We start from the raw sequence: 18,764 nt of genomic DNA, 5'->3' as shown, positions 1-18,764 counted from the left end.
CGCAAATTGCCAGACGGTTCTGGCCTGCCTGGAAAGATGTTCCTGATCCGAACCGATGCGATCGCCCCCTGCCGCCGGTAACCTACTGCCGCTCATCGTCGATGGCGATATGGTTTTCCGTGCGGTGAATGAGCACACACACGCAAAGGCCGGCGGCAGACAGGGCGCAGAACAGGAGCAGGCTGTCTGCGGCCCTTCTCCAGGCAAGAAAAAATAAAAACGCGATGACAATCAGCAATTGGGTCTTCATGCGTGTCGCTGGTCTTCTCCCTTTCACCCCAAGGTATTCTTGCTTGCATATCGGCTTATTTTTCCATATCTGAACCCTTTATTATAAAAACCGGGTCCAGTGGGCCGGGCCAGGGAAGATATCCAGAAAGATCCATGCATGGACCAACCAACCCGCACGGTTATCGATATTTTTGGGCGGATCAACCAGATCCCGCGCTGCTCGACACAAGAGGCGCAGATATCCCGTTGGCTGCAGCAGTGGGCCATGGACCGGGGCCTGGCTGTAAAGTCCGATCCGGCCGGCAACCTCGTCATTCAGGTTCCGGCCAGCATTGGGTATGAACGTGCACCCGTCGTGATTCTGCAGGGCCATATGGACATGGTCTGTGAAAAACATGCCGATTCGGCGCACGACTTTTCCAGCGATCCCATCCGTATGGTTCAGGACGGTCCCTGGCTCAGCGCCCGGGATACCACGCTGGGCGCGGACAACGGGATCGCCCTTGCGTTGGCCCTGGCCCTGGTGGACAGCCCGAAAGTCTCGCACCCTTCCCTTGAGCTTTATTTCACCGTGGAGGAGGAGACGGGTCTGACCGGCGTCCTGAAGATGGACCCGTCGCTGCTGTCGGGCAGAATCCTGATCAACCTGGATTCGGAAGATGAAGGCGTGTTCGTGGTTGGTTGTGCGGGGGGACGCAACACCACCATCAAACGGCAATTGGCGTTTCAGACCCTTGGGGACGATTACGCGCTGCTGAATGTTTGCGTAAAGGGGGGCAAGGGCGGGCACAGCGGTGTAGACATCGCCAGGCATCGCGCCAATGCCAACAAGGTCATGGCACGCCTGCTGAGTGCCGGGATGGCGGCAGCGCCCCTGAGGCTCATCGAATTAACCGGCGGCACCGGCAGGAATGTGCTTCCCCGATCATGTCAGGCGCTTGTGGCTTGCCCACGCGACCGGGTCGACGCTGCGCAACGGTCGCTCGGTTCAGTCGCCGGATGCATCGAACAGGAATATCGGACGGCGGACCCGGGGCTGATCGTCGATATTCGTAAAAAGGGATCGGTGGCCGCCGGCCGGCGTGGTGTCAGTGAAAACGATACGGCTGTCGTGGTAGATCTGCTGACGGCGCTGCCCAGCGGTCCGGTTGAGATGGCCGAAGAATTTCCGCTCCTGGTGCAGACGTCGGTCAACCTGTCCATGGTGGGGGTTACCACCGATGCATTGGCGATAATCTCCAGCCAGCGGAGTTCGGTGCCCTCGCGACTCGATGCCGTGTGCCTGGCGGTCGAGGCCGTCGGACGCCTCGCCGGCGCCAGCGTCCATACCGCCAGCGGCTACCCGTCCTGGCCCATGAATCCAGATTCCGCGCTGCTCAAGCGCTGTACGGCGATTTACCGGGAGCTTTTTGATGTCGCGCCAACGGTGCAGATCATGCATGCGGGGCTGGAATGCGGCGTGATCGGCGACCGTTGCCCGGGAATGGATATGATCTCTATCGGGCCCACCATGCAAAATCCCCACTCGCCGTCGGAACGGCTTTATCTGCCGTCGGTGGAGAAGGTCTGGCGGTTGTTGGTCAGCCTGCTGAAATCCTGGGGGTGACCCGCCAACACTATCGGCTTCGGCCGATTCCCCGAATCCGACCCACCGGTTTGACCGGCCCCGGGCTTTCCGTTGCACCCACCGCACCCACGCCGGCGCCGTGGCGGCGCTGGCGGCCGTAGACGTGGGGGCGGCGGGCATCCGGTTTTAATGGTTGGGGTTTCGGTCGCGGGAAGATTGCGGCGCCGGCCATTTCATCGAGAACCTGTTCAAAGGTTTTGCGACAGTTCGCATGGCCTTCCGTGGCCGGCGAACGAGGCGGCTGACCGTCCCGTTTGCCGGCAAAGGCGTTCAAGGCGCCGAAAAGGTGATCGACCCAGGAGCGGGTTTTCGAGGCTTGGCCCGTTGTTTCGTGTCGGTCGACACCGCCCTCATCCGGATCGACGGGGGTGGCTTTCTCTGCGGCGGTCGGATCGGGCCGGCGGGCTGCGAGGTGTGCCTTGACCCGGGTGTAGGCGATGTTGATCTGTTTGAGGTGCTCTTCGGCGGCAAGCTTGGTTTCCGATCCTGCAGAAAACTGATCCGGGTGCCAACGCCGCACCTGGGCCTTGAAGGCGCGCTTGACCCGTGCTTCATCCGCTTCTGGGTCTACGCCCAGCACCGCAAAACTCGTTTTTAAATCCATTGTCGATTCCCAGTCGTGATGGCTTCAAAATAGGCGAAAAACGGCCGGGTGTCAATCCGGGCCTTGACCCGGATGTGAAAAGCTTTTATGCAGGTGAGGAACCATTTTTTACCTGAGGCGCAACCATGCAAAAACGACCGCTCAGCGTTGCCTATATTCTCTTTTACCTGCTTTTTTCGGAGGACACCTGGCGCATTGCCGCCGGATTTGTCTGCGCTGTTTTTTTTGGCCCCTTGTTGACCCAGGGCCGGAACCTGAGCCGGGGTGGCGAGGTGATGGTCTGGCTGATGATTCTGGCCATCGGCTGGTCGCTAACGGCCTGGCCGGCCAAAAAGATTACCGCCGCCCTGCAGCGTGCCCTCAAAGCGGCTTCAAAGCAGCGGTGGTCATAGAAAACGAATGCCGTTTCGCTCCCCGGACTTCGACCCGCGGGTGTGGGGCCCGCGGGCCCTAAGGTCAACCAATTTACTTGACGCAATCCATTCAAGATGCGTGAGTCTTCAGTCTTATCGCCTGCACCCGATCCACGGTCAGGGTCACCGCGCCCCAGTTCGCCTCCACCATTCCCGCCAGCAGGAAGGGTCGATTCCGGTCCATCATATGACAGAAGCGGCGGTAGGGCTCCGGGAAGAAGGTGGTTTCCACGATACCGGTTTCATCTTCGAAAGTGAGAAATTCCATGGGCTCTCCGCGGCGGGTGTGCACCACCTTGCCGGTAACCAGCCAGGCTGCCAGCTGCACCCGTTGGCCCACCAGGTCCGGAAGCCGGCTCGCCTTCACGGTGTGCATGGGTGCTATGGCCTCGGCGAACAGGCTGATGGGGTGTTGACGGCACAGAAAGCCCAGGACGGCGAACTCCCGACGCAGACGCATCCGGGCATCCTCCACCGGGAATGCGGGTGGTGCCATGGCGGTCGCGGCGGCCCGACGTGGCGCGAACAGACCTGCCTGCCGGCTTGACCGCTGCCGGTCGGCCTGCCAGCGGGCCAATTCCCACAGCAATCGGGTTTGCGATCGTGCCGCATCGAGTGCATCAAGGGCACCGCAGTGGATCAGGGCCCGGGTTTCATCTGCATGTGGCTGCACGCGATCCAGAAAGTCGGTCATGTCCCTGAAAGGATATGACTGCCGGCAGGCCATGATTTTTTCCATGCTGTGTGCCGTCATTCCGCCAACCGCCATCAGACCCACCTGTAGACGCCGATCCTTGCCCGTCCATCGGATCAGGCTGGTGTTGACGTCCGGCGGATCAATGGTCAGCCCCATGCGCCTGGCTTCGGACACATAGGCAAACGTACCGTAAAAGCCTCCCTGGTTACTGATGACCCCGGCCATGAATTCAGCCGGATGGTGGGTCTTGAGAAAGGCCGCCTGGAAGGACACCCGGGCGTAGGAGGCGCTGTGGGGCTTACAAAAGGAGTAGCCGGAAAAGCTCATCATCATCTGCCACACCGCATCGGCCTGATCCGGGGTTACGCCGCGGGCCGCAGCGCCGTCCATGAAGCGGTCATGGAAATCGGCCAGCTGCCGCTGCCGATCTTTTTTGGCAATGATTTTGCGCAGGCCGTCGGCCTCCGCGTCGGAAAAACCGGCCAGGGCCGAGGCGGTCCGGGAGACGTCTTCCTGATAGACCATGATGCCGAACGTCTCGTTCAGCACATCGGCCAGCAGGGGGTGGATGGGATTCCAACTGCCGCCGTGAAGCCGCCGAAGGTACTCTTGGATATAGACGTTGGCCGCCGGCCGGATGATGGAGGAGTGGATGACCAGGTGGTTGAAGTCACCGCGGCCGGCTTTGCGGTGCAGCAGCCGCATGGCCGGGCTCTCGATGTAAAAACAGCCCATGGTGCGGCCTTGGGCCACGGTATCCCGGGTGGCCGGATCGTCCTCGGGTTCCCAGCGGCCTTCGTCGAGGTCGATGGCGTTGGCCCGCATGTCGGCCAGCGTATCACGGATCACCCCCAGACTGCGGTTGCCCAGCAGATCGATCTTCACCAGGCCGGCGTCTTCGGCGCCGTCCTTGTCCCACTGGATGATGGGCACCCCTTTGGGAGCGTTTTCGCCGGGCGCATAGCCGTCCATGGAACCCGGGCTTATCACCACACCGCCGGGATGCACGGAGAGGTGGCGCGGGATGCCGACGATCCGCTGGGCCAGGGCCATGATTTGCGGCCAGGGGTGAACAAAATCAAGGTGGCGCGTTTCCGGTCGGTGGCGCAGGCTTTCCAGCAGTCCCGCATCCAGTTCACCCTGCTGCCAGAACCAGGGCAGGCGGCGGGTGATCTTGCCGATTTCGCCATCGGGCATACCGAAAACCCTGGCGGTTTCCCGCAGGGCCATGCGGGGTTGGAACAGAATGTGGCTGGCGACCATGGCCGCATGGCCGTCAAAGCGGTTCAAGACGCCGTCGATGACCGCGTCCCGCTCATCCCAGGCAAAGTCCACGTCAATGTCCGGCGGGTCCGTTCGCCCGGGGTTGAGGAAGCGGCCGAAGTAAAGGTTGTGCTTTAGCGGACAAACGTTGGTGATGCCCAGGCAATAGGCCACCAGGGAGGCGGCGGCCGACCCCCGCCCGCAGGTGCGCGGACTTTGGGCGACGATATCCTGCACCACCAGGAAATAGGCCGAAAAACCCATGCGGGCGATAACGGCCAGTTCGTGCGTCAACCGTTCCACCACGGCCTCGCCCAGCTCCTGCCCGTACCGTTTTCGCGCACCGGCATAGGCGGCCCGGTGCAGGCAGTTGTCGGCGCTGCGGCCCCGGTGATCCTGCCAGGGCGGCATGACCAGACCGAAATCCGGACGCCTGAATCTCAATTGATCGGCGATCAGCCGGGCGTTGTCGATGGCCTCCGGACAGCCGTTGAACCGCCGGCGATATTCCTTCGGTGGTGCCAGCCAGGCATCCATCGGCGCCGTATCGCCGGGCGCGAGCCGTGAAAGGGTCGTGTTGCCGCTGATGGCCCGCAGCAGACGGTGGACGGCGAATCCGTCCGGTTCCAGAAAGAAGCTGCCCGGTGTGGCCACCAGGGGGAGGTCCAGGCGTCGGGCGGTCTGCACCAACGGATGAAAAGGGGATCGGGGGCTTCGGGGCAGGGCTGCCGCTGCGTGGACACCGGCCCGGTGCCATGCCGCCATCAGATCGACGCGGCTGGTAAGCACCAGCAGGCCGTCGGCCAGATGGGGCAGCGTAATGGACAGGTCGAATGCCGGATCCCGGTGGCGCCGGGTGATCAGTCGGCACAGGTTGGCGTAGCCGACGGCATCTTTCGCCAGGCAGACGGCGCGGTGCGGCTGGTTCGGATCGGTGATTTCGGCTCCTACGATGGGTGTGATGCCCTCTTCCCGGCAGGCGCGGACAAACTTCCACAGACCATAGAGGTTGTCCGTGTCGGTCAGGGCCAGGCGGTCGTATCCCAAGCGCCGGGCCGCCCGGCAGATGGCTGCCGGCGAATCGGTGCCCCACATGAGGGAGTAATGGGATCGGACGGTGAGGGGAATTAACGGATCGCTCATAGCTGATCGGTGTTGGAACGGTCGCTGGCGCCCGGCAGCGATAAAAATGCGGAATACCAACTGCCAAATGAAAGAATTAGGTATTATTGGGTTATAAAATCAGCCCATACAGTTTTGTTTGGCTGTCAGCCGCGAGCAGTCAGCGATCTCATTTACCGATCCAGGCGGCACCGATGACGCCGGCGGAATCGCCCAGTTGGTGTTTGAGAATCGGCGTCTGCACATGTTCGTGGAAGGCGTAGCGGCGCACCTGCTGCAGTCCCAGGGTGTAAAGTTCGTCGATGTTGGACACCCCGCCCCCCAGGACCACCGCGTCAGGGTCCAATATGGAGATCAGGCCCCCCAGGCAACGGCCGAAATCGTCCAGGAACTGTTCGAATACGGTGCTGCACGCGGTGTTGCCCTGTCGGTAGCCCTCGGTGATCTGCTCCAGGGTGAGCCGGCGGCCGGTGTGTTCGAAAAAGGATCGGGCCACGCCATCGCCGCTGATTTTGGTTTCCACGCATCCCTGGTTGCCGCAGTAGCAGCGGGTGCCCGCGGGATCCACCGAGAAGTGGCCCCACTCCCCGCCGATGCGGTGTTGGCCGGTGTGGATCCGCCCGCCGATGCTGATGCCGCCCCCGCAGCCGGTGCCCAGGATGATGCCGAATACCAGGTGAAACCCTTTGGCTGCGCCCTGTCTGGCTTCGGCCAGGGTGAAGCAGTTGGCGTCGTTTTCCATGGCGATGGGGCGGCCCAGGAGCCGCTCCAGATCCTCCTGGAAGGGATGGCCGATGAGCCCGGTGGTGTTGGCGTTCTGGACCAGGCCGCTGCGGGCGTTGATGGTGCCGGGGATGCCGACGCCGATGGTGCAGGCTTGGCCCTGGGGTACTTTTTCCAGGGTGGATTGGATCAGCGTGTGCACGCTCTGCCGGATCTTTTTATATTCATCCGGGCCGTCCGGATCGCGCGGCGTGGACATGCGTTCCCGAAGCAGGCTGTGGCCCTCGGGGTCCAGCAGGACGGCTTCGATCTTGGTGCCGCCCAGGTCGATGCCCAGGCGATAGGTCGGGTTGGCTGTGTTCGTGGGGCGTATTGCGTTCATTGGGCTCCTCGGGTTTGATTTGGCTTCTGGTTCATGGCTTTGCATCGCTTTTTAACGCCTCAATCGGTAATTCTGTTCCCGGTTCCCCGGCTCACGCCGCCAGCGTCCGTCCCATGGCCAGGGCATCGGTGCCGAAGCGGTGGCGGATCCGGTCCATGGCCGCTATCAGCCGATCGTGTTTTTCCGCCATGCGGCGTTCCGGTTCGAACAAAAGCCGCTGGGCCGGCGGGTAGGTCAAACGGTCGCAGACGAGGGTCATGCGCCGCAGCCGGACCCGCCGGGTCCAGGCCAGGTCAAGCGCCTGTCGGGCATAGGTGAACAGGGAAAAATCGTTGGCCGTGGCCAGCACCGCCTTGATCTGTCCGATTCTGCGTACGCCGTCGGTGTGCACCAGAATAAGGCCGATCCGCTGCGCGGCCAGGGCTTGGCGCCGCAGATGCCGGCCGGCCCGTTCCACCAGCTGGTAAAGGCTGCGCGCCACATGCAGCCGATCATTGGTATCGTCGCCGAATTCCCGATATTCGATGATCTGCGGCAGCGGCTGGTCTACGGGGCGAACGGGCGACGGATCGATGCCGTGAAGCCGATCATGGATAAAACGCCCCCGATGGCCGAAAAGGGTCTGCATCTGATCGGCGCTGAGTGTGGCGGCCTGAAACACCCGGGTGATGTTGAAATCATTCAATCGTGCCAGGTCGCCGGATTCGATGCCGGGCACCAGAAAAAGGGGCAGAGGCGCCAGAAATGCCGCCTCGTCGCCGGGCGCTACGATGTACTTGCCCAGGGGCTTGACCAGACGGGTGGCGGTTTTGGCGATCAGCTTGCTGGTGGCCACCGACCAGACGGGTGTCAGGCCCAGATCCCGCCGGATCCAGCGGCTCAGCCGCCGGGCCACATCCACCGGCGGTCCAAGCAGGCGGCGGCTGCCGGTGACATCCACAAACAGATGCCCGTCGCCGTCACCCGATTCGATGAGCGGCGAGCAGGGCAGGGCGGATTTCAGCATGCGCGCCATGGCCCGGCGGTAGCGATCCGGGCGTGGCGGCAGCACCCGGGCCTCCCGGCAGCGGCCCAGGGCCCGGCCCAGCGGCATGTGCTTTCTCACCCCGGCCTGAAAGGCCTCTTCGCTCATGTCGTACACATCGGCCCGGGCAGCGCCTTCGGGCGCAATGATCATCGGCCGGTTGTCGAGCCGACGATCCAGCACCCGCTCCACGGCCACGGCGAAATCGGCGACATTGATGTGGATGATGGATCGTTCCATATTCATCGAAATTCCGAATTGGAGAATTGAGGCATCGAACTTCAGTCATGGAAGGCGGGTCATCTCGCCATCACCCGCTGAATACCGATCACCCGGCCTTGGATCAGCACATCGTCGAACCCGTAGCGCATGAGCGGATAGTCGGGATTCTCCGGTCGCAGCTCCACGTGGTCGCGGTGGAGAAAAAAACGTTTTACCGTGGCTTCCTCCCCGTGGATCAGGGCCACCACAATCTCGCCGCTTTCGGCGTACTGGCATGGTACGCACACGGCCATATCGCCGTCCAGGATGCCCGCCCCCTGCATGGAGTCCCCGCGCACCCTCAGGGCGAAAAGATTGCGGCCGCGGTACAAGGTGCCGTCCAGCACCAGGCTGCCTTCCCACTCCTGCTGGGCGTACAGGGGCAGACCGGCGGTGACCCTGCCGACCACCGGCACTTCCCGCCAGCGTTGGACCGCCGCCCTTTCACCGTTGGGATTGAGCAGGTGAAGGGTCCGGCTGTAGCGACCCTGGCGCATGACCAGCCCTTTTTGTTCGAGCCGTTTCAGGCGCTGGGAGACGGCAGCGTGGCTGACACCCAGGTTCTGGGCCGTCTGGCGGAGACTGGGGGCGCTGCCGGTGCGTTGGATGGTGTTTTTCAGATAGTCGAAAAGCCGTCTCTGTCCCGGTGTCAGTTCGGATCCCATTTTGCCTCTCCATGCATCGATGCCCATGATGCATGCAGTATAAAAGTAAAATGTAAATGTCAATGTAAAGTTTTTTAGATCTAAAAAACTTTACAAACCTGCCGGGTCGGGTGGGAGGTCGCACCTGATTTCAGGTCAATTGGCTTTTCCCGGGACCTTGGGACTTTACCGGAACGGTTGGTCGGTGTATGGATGCACACGGACGCTGTTTCTTGCCGATGGCGCCCATCTTTTTTTTCTGGATCCGGAAGGAACCGATTGTCATGACCGGAAAACGTGCCTTTGATATCGACCGCTTTGTTGCCGCCATCGAATCCAATTACCGCCAGTGGAACCCGCCCATCATCACCTTCATCGCCGCCCGCGGGGCGACCCCCTTCGAGGTGCTGGTCTCCACCCTGCTCTCCCTGCGCACCAAGGACGAAGTTACCGGTGTGGCCGCCCAGCGGTTGCTGGATGTGGCCCGTACGCCGGAAGCGATGGTCGCATTGACGCCGGGGGAAATCGAAACGCTTATCTATCCGGTGGGATTTTATCCCACCAAAGCCAGGCGGCTGCTGTCCATCAGCCGCATCCTGCTGGACTGTCATGGCGGCAAGGTGCCGGACACGCTGGAGGAACTCACCGCCCTGCCCGGCGTGGGCCGCAAGACCGCCAACCTGGTCCTGGTGGAAGGGTTCAAGATCCCGGCCATCTGCGTGGATACTCACGTGCACCGCATCAGCAATCGCATTGGCTACGTGAAGACGAAAACACCGGACAAGACCGAACAGGCCCTGCGCAAGCGGCTGCCCCGGCGGCACTGGGTCCGCTACAACGAACTGCTGGTGGCCTTCGGTCAGGTGGTGTGCCGGCCCGTTTCGCCTTTTTGCAGCCGGTGTCCGGCGGCCGATATGTGCCCCAGAATCGGGGTGGACCGCCACCGCTGACCCGGTCATCCAACACCCGAATGATTGATCGAGATACGCATGTAAAACTTTTAATTTTTAAAACAACCTATTAAATTGATTAAAATTTTAAGAAGGGAAACCGCCCATGCCAATTGTTAAAATAGACGGCCTGGACACGTACTACGAAATTCACGGGGAGGGGGAGACCCTTGTGCTGCTGCACAACGGCTTCTCCTGCGCCATGATGTGGGATGGAATCCATGCGCTGCTGGTGGAAGCCGGTTTCCGCGTGCTGATGTATGACCGGCGCGGATTCGGTCGGTCGGATGGCGGCCCTGACTTTGCCGGCCACTATGTGGACCGGCGATTTCGCGGGCAGAACGTGTCGGCCCTGGCCGAATTGACCGCACAGTTGGGCATCGGCCGCTTTCACATTCTGGGCCAGTGCGAAGGCGGGGTGGTGGGCGTGGACTATGCCGTGCGGTATCCCGGTCGGGTCAAAACCCTAGTGGCTGCCAGCACCCTTTGCCACAGCCTCATCCCCATGGAAGATTTCAACCGCCAGAAGCTGCCGGCAACCTTCGAAGCACTCGACCCCGCGCTTCAGCAAAAGTACAACCGTTGGCACGGTGCCGACCGGGGAAGGCTGTTTTACGATATCTGTGCCCAGGGGGGAGGGTGCTACGGCAAAACCGGCTTTTTCGATCTGCGGCCGGCACTTGTGCAGGTGGCCGTGCCAGTTCTGGTCATGTACCCGGACCGGGGTTATTTCTTCGATGTGGAACAGGGGGTTGCCTTTTACCGTCATCTAACCACCGGCGAACTGCTGGTTTTCCCCAAATGCGGCCACAACATTTTCGAGCATTACCCGCAGATGTATGCCCGACAGGTCGTGGATTTCATCCGGCGAAATCGGTGAAGTCGGTTGCCCCCCGGCGGATGGGATCCTTTTTCAGCGTGCCTAAAATAAGAGGCCGCCGGTGGGGGCAGCAAAAACCAGTTGACGGATGGTCGGGTGAAATGTCAGTTAAGAGCATGGAAATGGATCACGTGATGGTCATGGCCGGACAACCGGGGGGTGCCAGAATGAAAAACGATTTTATCGATGATCTTATCCAATCCGTGACACGGGTGGTGACGCCCAACGTCGCCTTGTTGAGGGATGTTCTGGTGATCGGCGGCATGCCCGATAAAACCCAGAACCTGCAATATCTGAGCTACAATCGCAGCTCCACCCTTGTCAGGGGCCGGTCCGTTGATTTTTCGGCCGTTGCGGTAATCAATAATCGGCGGGCCGGGGAGTGGCATCTTACCGGCTATCCGAAAACCATCAGCCGGTGGATCTTCAGTTCACGCTGGACGTGCAACCCGCTGGATCTTTTTCTGAACAACCTCAGGTGCGACCCGTCGGTCATGGCGATACTGACCGGGGCGACCAGCAACTACACCCTGCTGGGCATTCTGACCATGACCGATCTGCACGGATCGCGGTTGATCAATCGGCGGGAGCAGTATATCTGCCCGGTTGTGGCGGTGCCCGGAATAGCCGCCCGCGGGTTGCAGACCATCCAGGCCTTTGAAATGGCGAACCAGATTAAAAAGTCAGGCATGATCGGTTTTGAACTGTATCGTAAAACGGGAAATCAGATGGCGGGGATCTAAAATTTCAGGGCATTCAAGGGCCCCGGTGGCCTCTCAGGGATCCCCGGCCCCTTCCAGCCTAAAAGAGCGCTTCCACAAACTGTTTCGGATCAAACGCTTGAAGATCCTCCACACTTTCGCCCACACCGATGTATTTCAGCGGTATGTTCAGGCTGCTGCAGATGCTCACCACAATGCCGCCTTTGGCTGTGCCGTCCAGCTTGGTGAGGACGATGCCGGTGACACCCAGCGCCTCGTTGAACATCCTTGCCTGTGACAGGGCATTCTGGCCCGTGGTCGCATCAAGCACCAGCAGGACCTCATGGGGGGCGTCGGGGAGTCTTTTGGTCAGGGTGCGGTGTATCTTTTTGATCTCCTCCATGAGATTGACCTTGGTGTGAAGGCGCCCGGCGGTGTCGACGTAGACCGTGTCCGCTCCTCTCGAGATGGCGGCGTCGATGCCGTCGTAGGCCACGGCAGCCGGGTCGGCATGGTCCTTGTGGCGCACCATATCCGCCCCGGCCCGTTCGGCCCAGATGGCGATCTGTTCAATGGCGGCCGCCCGGAATGTGTCGGCGGCGGCAATCAGCACTTTCTTGCCCTTGCGGGCCTCGTGGGCGGCCAGCTTGCCGATGGTGGTGGTCTTGCCCACACCGTTGACCCCAACTACCATGACCACGTGGGGCTTGCCGGAAGGCTTGGGAGGCGGCACGGGCAGGGCGTCGAAATAGGCCAGGATCTCCTCCTTCAGGACCGTTTTCAATTCTCTGGCACCGGCAATGCGCGAGCGCTTCCCGGTGATCTTTTCCATAAGATCCATGGTGGTCTGAACACCCATGTCTGCAGTGATCAGCAGCGCTTCCAGCTCCTCCAGCATGTCGTCGTCAACACCTTTTTTCCCCAGAAACAGGTCATCGATATCTGTGGTGAGGATTTTGCGGGTTTTGGTCAGGCCGGATTTAAGTCGGGCGAACAGGCCCCCGCCCTTTTTCTCGACGGGGACCCCATCCGCCGCCGAGGCTTTTGGGGAAACGCGCTCGGGGCTCTCCGTTTCATTCGCCGCACCCTCACCACGGGTGGGGTCGCTGGACGCTGCCGGTTCATGCAGCGCCCCATCGGCCACCACTTCCGCCGGCACCGTGGATGCTTGCGCATCAAGAGAAGCGGTGCCTTCGGGCGGCGTTTTTTGGTCTCTCTTTTTTTTAAACCAGTTTAAGGGCATGGATGTCTCTTTTGAATTGACGGTTTCGTCAACCGTCCGATATCAGGGTCAGGCCGCACTGCGTTTTCCTGCAGGGCTCACTCAATATGCCCTGAAAACAGGGACGGATCGGTTAGGCGGCGGTCAGCTCTTTTGGGTTGTCGGCGCGGTCCAGGTTTACCGACACCACCTTGGACAGGCCTTTTTGTTCCATGGTGATGCCGAAGAGCGTGTCGGCAAACTCCATGCTGTTCTTGTTATGGGTGATCATGATGATCTGGGATTTCTCTCCGATCACTTTCATCAGGTTGTTGAAACGCATGACGTTGGCGTCGTCCAGGGGTGCATCGATTTCGTCCATGAGGCAAAAGGATGCCGGTCTGAGCAGAAAGATGGCAAAAATAAAGCTGATGGCCGACAGGGCCTTTTCACCACCGGAAAGCAGGCTCATGCGGGTCAGCTTTTTACCCGGCGGATGAACCAGAAATTCGACGCCGGTTTCCAGTGGTTCGTCTGGACGGGTCAGTTCGAGGCGGGCGCTGCCGCCTTCGAAAAGCCTGGGAAAAACATCTTGGAGTTTTTCGTTGATGCGCGCAAAGGTGTCCAGAAAACGCTCCTGGGTGATGCGGTTGATCTTGCGGATCACCTGGTGCAGACCGTCGATGGCTTTAACCAGATCGTCCCGCTGCGCGCACAGAAAATCGAAGCGTGCCTTCTGCTCCTCGAATTCCCCGATCGCCTCCAGGTTGACGTCTCCGATGGTGACGATCTTCTGGCGTATGGCGGCAAGGGAATTTTCCAACTCCTCGGGGCGCTGCGGGTCGGCGTCATCCGGTTGGTCATCGGCTGTTTGGCCAAGTTCGGCAATGGTGCAGTGATAGTAGTCCCTGCATCGGTTTTCAAGGTTTTCCCGTTTGATGCGCTTTTCGGCGTAATCCATTTCCAGCATGCGAATCTTCTGGTGCAGGACCTCGCGCTGGCTCTGGATCCGGGAAACCTCGGCGCCATTTTCCTGCAGGCGGGCATCGATGTCGCCAAACTCTTTTTCGTCTGCCGCCAACCGGCTTGCCAGCTCCTTGAGGGCGTCGTCGTGGGTGGCGAGATCCCGGCTGATGATTGCATTGCGTTTGCCGGTACCCGCCAATTTTTCTGTTTTGGCGGCAATGTCCAGTGACAGCTGCTCGAGACGCCGGATCCCGTCAGCCTGGAAATCCTTCAGGCGGCGGAGCGTACCCGCGCAGTTGTCCAGGTTGGCGCCGTCAGCGGTGAGCTTGAGTTTCAGGTCCACGATGCGCTGGTTGAAGGCTTCCAGGCAAGAGGCGGTTTCATCGAGTTGGGCCGATGTGTGGACCACCTGTTCCTGAGCCGCCGTGACATGGCCGACGATGGTTTGCAGGCGTGCGTGGTGGCGTTGGATCTCTTCGTCCAGGTCCATCTCTTCCCCCATGAGCTGCTCCTGCTCCAGCCGGACGATTTCCAGGTGTCGCCGGGCGCTTTTCAGCGCTTCGTCGGCCCGGTAGGCCGCCTTTTCGGATTCCATGGCTTCCTGGGCGGCATGGTTTTTTTCGGCAAGGGTCTCCTGGAGCTGTTTTTCAAGGCCGCGGACCCGGGCTTCGAGCTCCGTCTGGGCCCCGTGGGCCTCCTTTGCCCGCCTGTCCAGGCGGTCGCACTGCGCCGCCAGGGACTTGATTTCCTGTTTTTTGGCCAAAATGCCGGCGCCTTTATCCGGGCTGCCCCCAATGATCAGTCCCGGGTGGGAGAGCAGGTCGCCGCTGCGGGTGACCACGGTTTGCACCCGGTCGCTGCGGTTGAAGCGCTCACGGGCCGCATCCAGGGTCTCGGCGATGGCCACGTGTCCCAGCAGGGCATGCGCCGCCGATTCAAAACCTGCTTTGACGCGGATGTGATTCAACAGACGGTGGTCGGGTTCCAGCTGCTTGTCCCCAGGATCGTTGATGGCCCGCAAAGCGCCCAAGGGGATGAATCCGCAGCGCCCCGACTGCGTCTGCTGCAGGTAGCCGACGGCACCGGCGCCTGACGGTTGATCCTCAACCAGAATGTACTGCAAAGATTCGCCAAGGGCCGCTTCGACGGCGTTTTCATAGCCGGGAGCTGCGTCGATCACATCGGCCAGAAGCCCGACAATACCTGTGGGTGGTTTGGCCTCGGAGGGGAGCCTCTCCCGGCGGGCGGCTTTGAGCACGGCCTTGACCCCGTCCTTGTACCAGTCCAGGTTGGCCTCCATTTTTTTGAGTGTCGCCAGGCTGCTGCGGGCCTTGCTGTGCTCCATATCCAGGGTCTGGGTGGTTTTGACCTGGGAGGCCAGGCGGGCAACGGCCCCCCCCAGTTCTTGCTTCAAGGCGTCGATCCGACCATCCAGGTCGCAAAGGTCCTTTTTTATCCGCGTGAGTTCGGCATCGGCGGCCGCGCGTCGAGCGGCAGCCTCCCGCAGGCTCTTGTCGGCCAAGGCGGCTTCTTCGTCGGTGCGCTTGAGCCGGCGTTGGAGGTTTTCACGATTGTTGGCGGCATTCTGGTGGGTGTTTTTAATCCGGGCCTCCTCGGCCACCATCTTCAACAGCTCGTTCTTGCCGCTTTCCAGCGCCCGCGTCAAGGTTTCGATGCGTCCGCGCAGGCTGGATGAATCGTTGTTTTCGCGGGCGATGGTCGCCTTCATCGCGTTGATCTGGGATAAAAGCCCATCGTGCTGCCGCTGGACCTGGTCGATCTCCGAGATGATGCCGCCGTTTTTCGCTTCCAGATCGATTCTGGCGGTTTCAAGCTCGGCAATCTCGCGCACCAGCCGCTCCCGGTCCGTGTTCATATGGGCCAGGTCGGCCTCCATGCGGTCGATCTTGCGTTGAATCTCGAACTGGCGGGATTTTCGTGAGGCGATATCCCGGTCCTTTTCAGATCGCCTCAGCTTGATGGTTTCAATGGCGGCATCAATCTTATTGAGCTGGGTACTCTGGCCGATCTCCTCGTCTTGCAGGGATTTAAGCAGGCTGCCGGCAGCGTCCATCTGGCGTTTGAGCGCGACGTCATGGTAGTGGATGAGCCGGATGTCGATCTGCCGGGCTTCGGCTTTAAGGCTTTTGAAGCGCTGTGCCCGCTGGGCCTGGCGTTTGAGTCCGGCCATCTGGCGGTCGATCTCGGTGATGATATCCTTGACCCGCAAAAGGTTCTGGTTGGTTGCGTCAACCTTCCGCAGGGCTTCGGTTTTGCGCATTTTGTAGCGGGTGACACCGGCCGCTTCCTCGATGAAGACCCGCCGCTCGTCGGGTCCGGCGTCGGTGATGGCGCCGATGTTGCCCTGCTGGATCACCGCGTAGGTGCGCGCACCCACGCCACTGCCCATGAAGATGTTGTGTATATCCTTGAGACGGCAGGGTTGTTTGTTGATCAGGTAGGCGGTTTCGCCGTTGCGGAAGAGGCGGCGGGTAACCATCACCTCGCTGAAATCCCGGAATTCCTCGGGCATGCTGCCGTTGTCATTGACCAGGGTCAGGGAAACTTCGGCCAGGTTCAACGGCGGTTTGCCGCTGGCACCCGAAAAGATGATGTCTGCCTTGTCCTTGCCCCGAAGCTGCTTGACGCTCTGTTCGCCCATGACCCAGCGAAGGGCGTCGACAACATTGCTCTTGCCGCAGCCGTTGGGACCCACCACCGCGCAGATGCCCGGTGGGAAGTCAATACTGGCCTTTTCGAAAAAGGACTTGAATCCGACGATGTCCAGCTTTTTTAATTTCATGGCTGCCTGCTCCTGCCTGCCCGTCCAGGGAACAATGCCTGATTGGGGTCAGCAACAGCGCTTACACCCGAAGGTGAAATGGTGATGGTTGCGTTGATTCGGATTGAACGAACGAAAACGGTCGCCGTTGAAGGCGGTTGCTGGCCCCCTGATAGCACCATGCCTGCCCGTTGTAAAGTGAAAAGCACAATTGGGGGGGTGATGAAACGATTCGTAATACTATATGTGGTGTAGCAGTCGCGTCTGGGCTTTGGGGAACCGGGGATTAGCGCTGCCGTTTCCAGTTGGGTGCAGGCTTAATCCGTTTTCAGCAGCAGGTACAGCAGCGCCATGCGGATGTAAAGGCCGTTCATGGCCTGCTGAAAATAGCGCGCCCGCGGGTCGTCGTCCACCTCTTTGGGGATCTCGTCCACCCGGGGCAGCGGATGCATGATGATGGCGCCCGGTTTCATGGTCTGAACCCGCTGGGGCGTCAGGATGTATCTTCCGGCGGCCGCCTGATAATCTTCGGGGTCATGAAACCGCTCTTTCTGAATGCGGGTCATGTAAATGCAGTCGACCTCCGGGGCAACTGCGGCCAGGTCGGTCTCCTCCCGCCACGGGACATTGTTTTTGTCCAGGTAGGCTTTGATGTCTGCCTCCATTTTGCACACCGGCGGCGACACGAAGATGATGGCCACATTTGCATACCTGGTCAGCAGGTAGGACAGGGACCTTACCGTCCGTCCGTAGCGCAGATCCCCCACCATGGCTATTTTTAAACTGGGCATCGTTGGGAAGGCATCCACGATCGTATACATGTCCAGCAGGGCCTGGGTAGGATGCTGGCCGGCGCCGTCACCGGCATTGATTACCGGAATGCGGGAGATTTCCGCTGCCCGTGCCGCGCTGCCGGCCTCGTTGTGGCGCATGACGATCACGTCGGCATAGCCGTTCATGATCCGGGTGGAGTCTGAAAGGCTCTCCCCCTTGGCCGCACTGGAGAATTCGCGTGCGTTTTCCGTGGTGATCACCGATCCGCCCAGACGCAGCATGGCGCTTTCAAATGAAAAGCGGGTACGGGTGGAGGGTTCGTAAAACAGCGAGGCCATGATGCGGCCTTCCAGGGCTTTTGCAAAACGGCGCTGGCCATAAAGGTCCGCCTTCATCTGGTCGGCAGTCCGGAAAACGGCTTCCAGCAGGTCGCGGTCGAACTGCTGGGATTCGATGATGTGGGTCAATGGAAAGGCAGCCATGGGTGGATCCTCCACACTTTCAGGTTAAGGGTGACAGGCGCAGGTCAAAAAAGAGTGCCGGGGTCGCCGCCAGCCGGCAGCCATATCATTCTTTTTCCAGTACGAATTCGGTGCCGGCCTTTCCGGCGGCCGCATCGGCGATGCGGTCAATCCGGGTGATCACCGCCCGCTTTCCGCCGCTGCCGACGAACTGCATGGCTGCTTCCACCTTGGGCAGCATGGCGCCGGCGGAGAAGTGGCCATCGATGATGAATTTGGCTGATTCCTCGAGACTGACTGTAGTCAGATAGCGCTCGTCGGGCTTGCCGAAATTCAGGGCCACCCCGTCAACATCCGTGGCCATGATGAACAGATCCACACCCACCTCCTCGGCCAGGCGGGCACTGGCCAGGTCCTTGTCGATAACGGCATCCACGCCGTCGAACGTCCGTCCGGCGCGTACCACCGGAATACCGCCGCCGCCGCAGCAGATTACGATGAATCCCGCGTCGATCAGGGTCCGGATCTCGCGCTTTTCAACAATGGTTACCGGTTGGGGCGAAACCACCACGCGCCGGTAGCCTTTGGGGGTCTTGATCGTGGGGTAGGGCAGGGTGGCTGCCTTTTCCCTGGTGAACGCCGGACCGACCGGTTTGGAGGGGGATTTAAACGCCTTGTCGGTTGCATCCACCACCACATAGCTGATCAGGCTGACCAGCGGCTGGCTGTTGATACCCATGGCCATGAGGGCTTCGTCCAGGGTGGATTCGATCTTGTAGCCGATTTGTCCCTGGGTCTGGGCCACGAGAATCTCCAGCGGCAACCGCGGCACCGTGTCGCAGCACTCCTGCTGCAGCAGCAGGTTGCCCACCTGGGGGCCGTTGCCGTGGGTGATGATAACCCGGAAATCCCTGGATAGACGGGCGATCTGGGTCATGGGGACCTTCAGGTTGTCGAACTGTTCCGCCACCGTGCCGGCCTGACCTTTCCGGATCAGGGCGTTTCCGCCCAGAGCGACCAGCAGCACCGGCTTGGGCTTGTTTTTTGTCTGCGTCATC

Annotated in this window: 15 protein-coding genes; 5 read left to right on the top strand and 10 right to left on the bottom strand. The window is 60.8% G+C overall.

Translation table 11 applies throughout. The features are described from left to right. Positions 1-82: 82 nt before the first annotated feature. Positions 83-250: a hypothetical protein gene (locus R6V78_RS03780; RefSeq protein WP_410287997.1), complete on the bottom strand. Its 168-nt coding sequence runs from the start codon at positions 248-250 to the stop codon at positions 83-85. 138 nt (positions 251-388) lie between these two features. Here R6V78_RS03780 and R6V78_RS03775 point away from each other — a divergent pair, with 138 nt between their 5' ends. Continuing rightward, positions 389-1,837 carry an aminoacyl-histidine dipeptidase gene (locus R6V78_RS03775; RefSeq protein WP_410287996.1) on the top strand — a complete coding sequence of 483 codons (1,449 nt, stop codon included), beginning with the start codon at positions 389-391 and terminating at the stop codon, positions 1,835-1,837. Positions 1,838-1,847: 10 nt separating this feature from the next. On the opposite strand, the gene R6V78_RS03770 is transcribed toward R6V78_RS03775, so the two are convergent. Further along, complete coding sequence (locus tag R6V78_RS03770) at positions 1,848-2,462, bottom strand: J domain-containing protein (RefSeq protein ID WP_410287995.1); 615 nt, start codon at positions 2,460-2,462, stop codon at positions 1,848-1,850. Between the two features lie 125 nt (positions 2,463-2,587). On the opposite strand from R6V78_RS03770, the gene R6V78_RS03765 reads away from it, so the two are divergent. Continuing rightward, positions 2,588-2,854, top strand: a complete 267-nt coding sequence (locus R6V78_RS03765; protein WP_410287994.1) for a hypothetical protein — start codon at positions 2,588-2,590, stop codon at positions 2,852-2,854. 91 nt (positions 2,855-2,945) lie between these two features. Here the strand turns inward: R6V78_RS03765 and R6V78_RS03760 are convergent, their stop codons facing one another. From R6V78_RS03760 to lexA, 4 genes are all read right to left on the bottom strand, one after another. After that, the gene (locus R6V78_RS03760) at positions 2,946-5,978 is read right to left on the bottom strand and encodes a DNA polymerase III subunit alpha (protein WP_410287993.1); all 3,033 of its coding nucleotides are present in this window, start codon (positions 5,976-5,978) and stop codon (positions 2,946-2,948) included. Between the two features lie 148 nt (positions 5,979-6,126). Continuing rightward, complete coding sequence (locus tag R6V78_RS03755) at positions 6,127-7,062, bottom strand: ROK family protein (protein WP_410287992.1); 936 nt, start codon at positions 7,060-7,062, stop codon at positions 6,127-6,129. Between the two features lie 91 nt (positions 7,063-7,153). Next, positions 7,154-8,332: a hypothetical protein gene (locus R6V78_RS03750; protein WP_410287991.1), complete on the bottom strand. Its 1,179-nt coding sequence runs from the start codon at positions 8,330-8,332 to the stop codon at positions 7,154-7,156. 53 nt (positions 8,333-8,385) lie between these two features. Beyond that, positions 8,386-9,012: a transcriptional repressor LexA gene (lexA, locus tag R6V78_RS03745; protein ID WP_410287990.1), complete on the bottom strand. Its 627-nt coding sequence runs from the start codon at positions 9,010-9,012 to the stop codon at positions 8,386-8,388. A 263-nt stretch (positions 9,013-9,275) separates the two neighbouring features. On the opposite strand from lexA, the gene nth reads away from it, so the two are divergent. From nth to R6V78_RS03730, 3 genes are all read left to right on the top strand, one after another. Further along, positions 9,276-9,941, top strand: coding sequence for an endonuclease III domain-containing protein (nth, locus tag R6V78_RS03740; RefSeq protein WP_410287989.1), 666 nt, complete (start codon positions 9,276-9,278; stop codon positions 9,939-9,941). Between the two features lie 106 nt (positions 9,942-10,047). Further along, complete coding sequence (locus R6V78_RS03735; RefSeq protein WP_410287988.1) at positions 10,048-10,821, top strand: alpha/beta fold hydrolase; 774 nt, start codon at positions 10,048-10,050, stop codon at positions 10,819-10,821. 101 nt (positions 10,822-10,922) lie between these two features. Further along, positions 10,923-11,564, top strand: coding sequence for a hypothetical protein (locus R6V78_RS03730; RefSeq protein WP_410287987.1), 642 nt, complete (start codon positions 10,923-10,925; stop codon positions 11,562-11,564). Positions 11,565-11,622: 58 nt separating this feature from the next. Here R6V78_RS03730 and ftsY read toward each other — a convergent pair whose 3' ends face one another. From ftsY to R6V78_RS03710, 4 genes are all read right to left on the bottom strand, one after another. Further along, positions 11,623-12,765, bottom strand: coding sequence for a signal recognition particle-docking protein FtsY (gene ftsY / locus R6V78_RS03725; RefSeq protein ID WP_410287986.1), 1,143 nt, complete (start codon positions 12,763-12,765; stop codon positions 11,623-11,625). Positions 12,766-12,877: 112 nt separating this feature from the next. After that, positions 12,878-16,492 (bottom strand): chromosome segregation protein SMC, encoded by a 3,615-nt coding sequence (smc, locus tag R6V78_RS03720; protein WP_410287985.1) that lies wholly within the window; start codon positions 16,490-16,492, stop codon positions 12,878-12,880. Positions 16,493-16,788: 296 nt separating this feature from the next. Further along, positions 16,789-17,727 (bottom strand): aspartate carbamoyltransferase, encoded by a 939-nt coding sequence (gene pyrB, locus R6V78_RS03715; RefSeq protein WP_410287984.1) that lies wholly within the window; start codon positions 17,725-17,727, stop codon positions 16,789-16,791. An 85-nt stretch (positions 17,728-17,812) separates the two neighbouring features. Continuing rightward, positions 17,813-18,763, bottom strand: a complete 951-nt coding sequence (locus tag R6V78_RS03710; RefSeq protein ID WP_410287983.1) for a carbamate kinase — start codon at positions 18,761-18,763, stop codon at positions 17,813-17,815. Between the last annotated feature and the right edge of the window lies 1 nt (position 18,764).

This window comes from Desulfosarcina sp., assembly GCF_046496365.1.
Lineage (GTDB): Bacteria > Desulfobacterota > Desulfobacteria > Desulfobacterales > Desulfosarcinaceae > Desulfosarcina.
Note: the sequence above shows the minus strand (reverse complement) of the source record. Positions and strands in the feature narration are given on the sequence as shown.

What these genes read in the sequence shown, in the direction of transcription:
- pyrB (WP_410287984.1), bottom strand. Translation starts at nt 17,727, where the DNA reads ATGGCTGCCTTTCCATTGACCCACATCATCGAATCCCAGCAGTTCGAC.
- ftsY (WP_410287986.1), bottom strand. Translation starts at nt 12,765, where the DNA reads ATGCCCTTAAACTGGTTTAAAAAAAAGAGAGACCAAAAAACGCCGCCC.
- R6V78_RS03765 (WP_410287994.1), top strand. Translation starts at nt 2,588, where the DNA reads ATGCAAAAACGACCGCTCAGCGTTGCCTATATTCTCTTTTACCTGCTT.
- R6V78_RS03750 (WP_410287991.1), bottom strand. Translation starts at nt 8,332, where the DNA reads ATGAATATGGAACGATCCATCATCCACATCAATGTCGCCGATTTCGCC.
- R6V78_RS03770 (WP_410287995.1), bottom strand. Translation starts at nt 2,462, where the DNA reads ATGGATTTAAAAACGAGTTTTGCGGTGCTGGGCGTAGACCCAGAAGCG.
- R6V78_RS03780 (WP_410287997.1), bottom strand. Translation starts at nt 250, where the DNA reads ATGAAGACCCAATTGCTGATTGTCATCGCGTTTTTATTTTTTCTTGCC.
- nth (WP_410287989.1), top strand. Translation starts at nt 9,276, where the DNA reads ATGACCGGAAAACGTGCCTTTGATATCGACCGCTTTGTTGCCGCCATC.
- lexA (WP_410287990.1), bottom strand. Translation starts at nt 9,012, where the DNA reads ATGGGATCCGAACTGACACCGGGACAGAGACGGCTTTTCGACTATCTG.
- R6V78_RS03755 (WP_410287992.1), bottom strand. Translation starts at nt 7,062, where the DNA reads ATGAACGCAATACGCCCCACGAACACAGCCAACCCGACCTATCGCCTG.
- smc (WP_410287985.1), bottom strand. Translation starts at nt 16,492, where the DNA reads ATGAAATTAAAAAAGCTGGACATCGTCGGATTCAAGTCCTTTTTCGAA.
- R6V78_RS03735 (WP_410287988.1), top strand. Translation starts at nt 10,048, where the DNA reads ATGCCAATTGTTAAAATAGACGGCCTGGACACGTACTACGAAATTCAC.
- R6V78_RS03730 (WP_410287987.1), top strand. Translation starts at nt 10,923, where the DNA reads ATGTCAGTTAAGAGCATGGAAATGGATCACGTGATGGTCATGGCCGGA.
- R6V78_RS03710 (WP_410287983.1), bottom strand. Translation starts at nt 18,763, where the DNA reads ATGACGCAGACAAAAAACAAGCCCAAGCCGGTGCTGCTGGTCGCTCTG.
- R6V78_RS03760 (WP_410287993.1), bottom strand. Translation starts at nt 5,978, where the DNA reads ATGAGCGATCCGTTAATTCCCCTCACCGTCCGATCCCATTACTCCCTC.
- R6V78_RS03775 (WP_410287996.1), top strand. Translation starts at nt 389, where the DNA reads ATGGACCAACCAACCCGCACGGTTATCGATATTTTTGGGCGGATCAAC.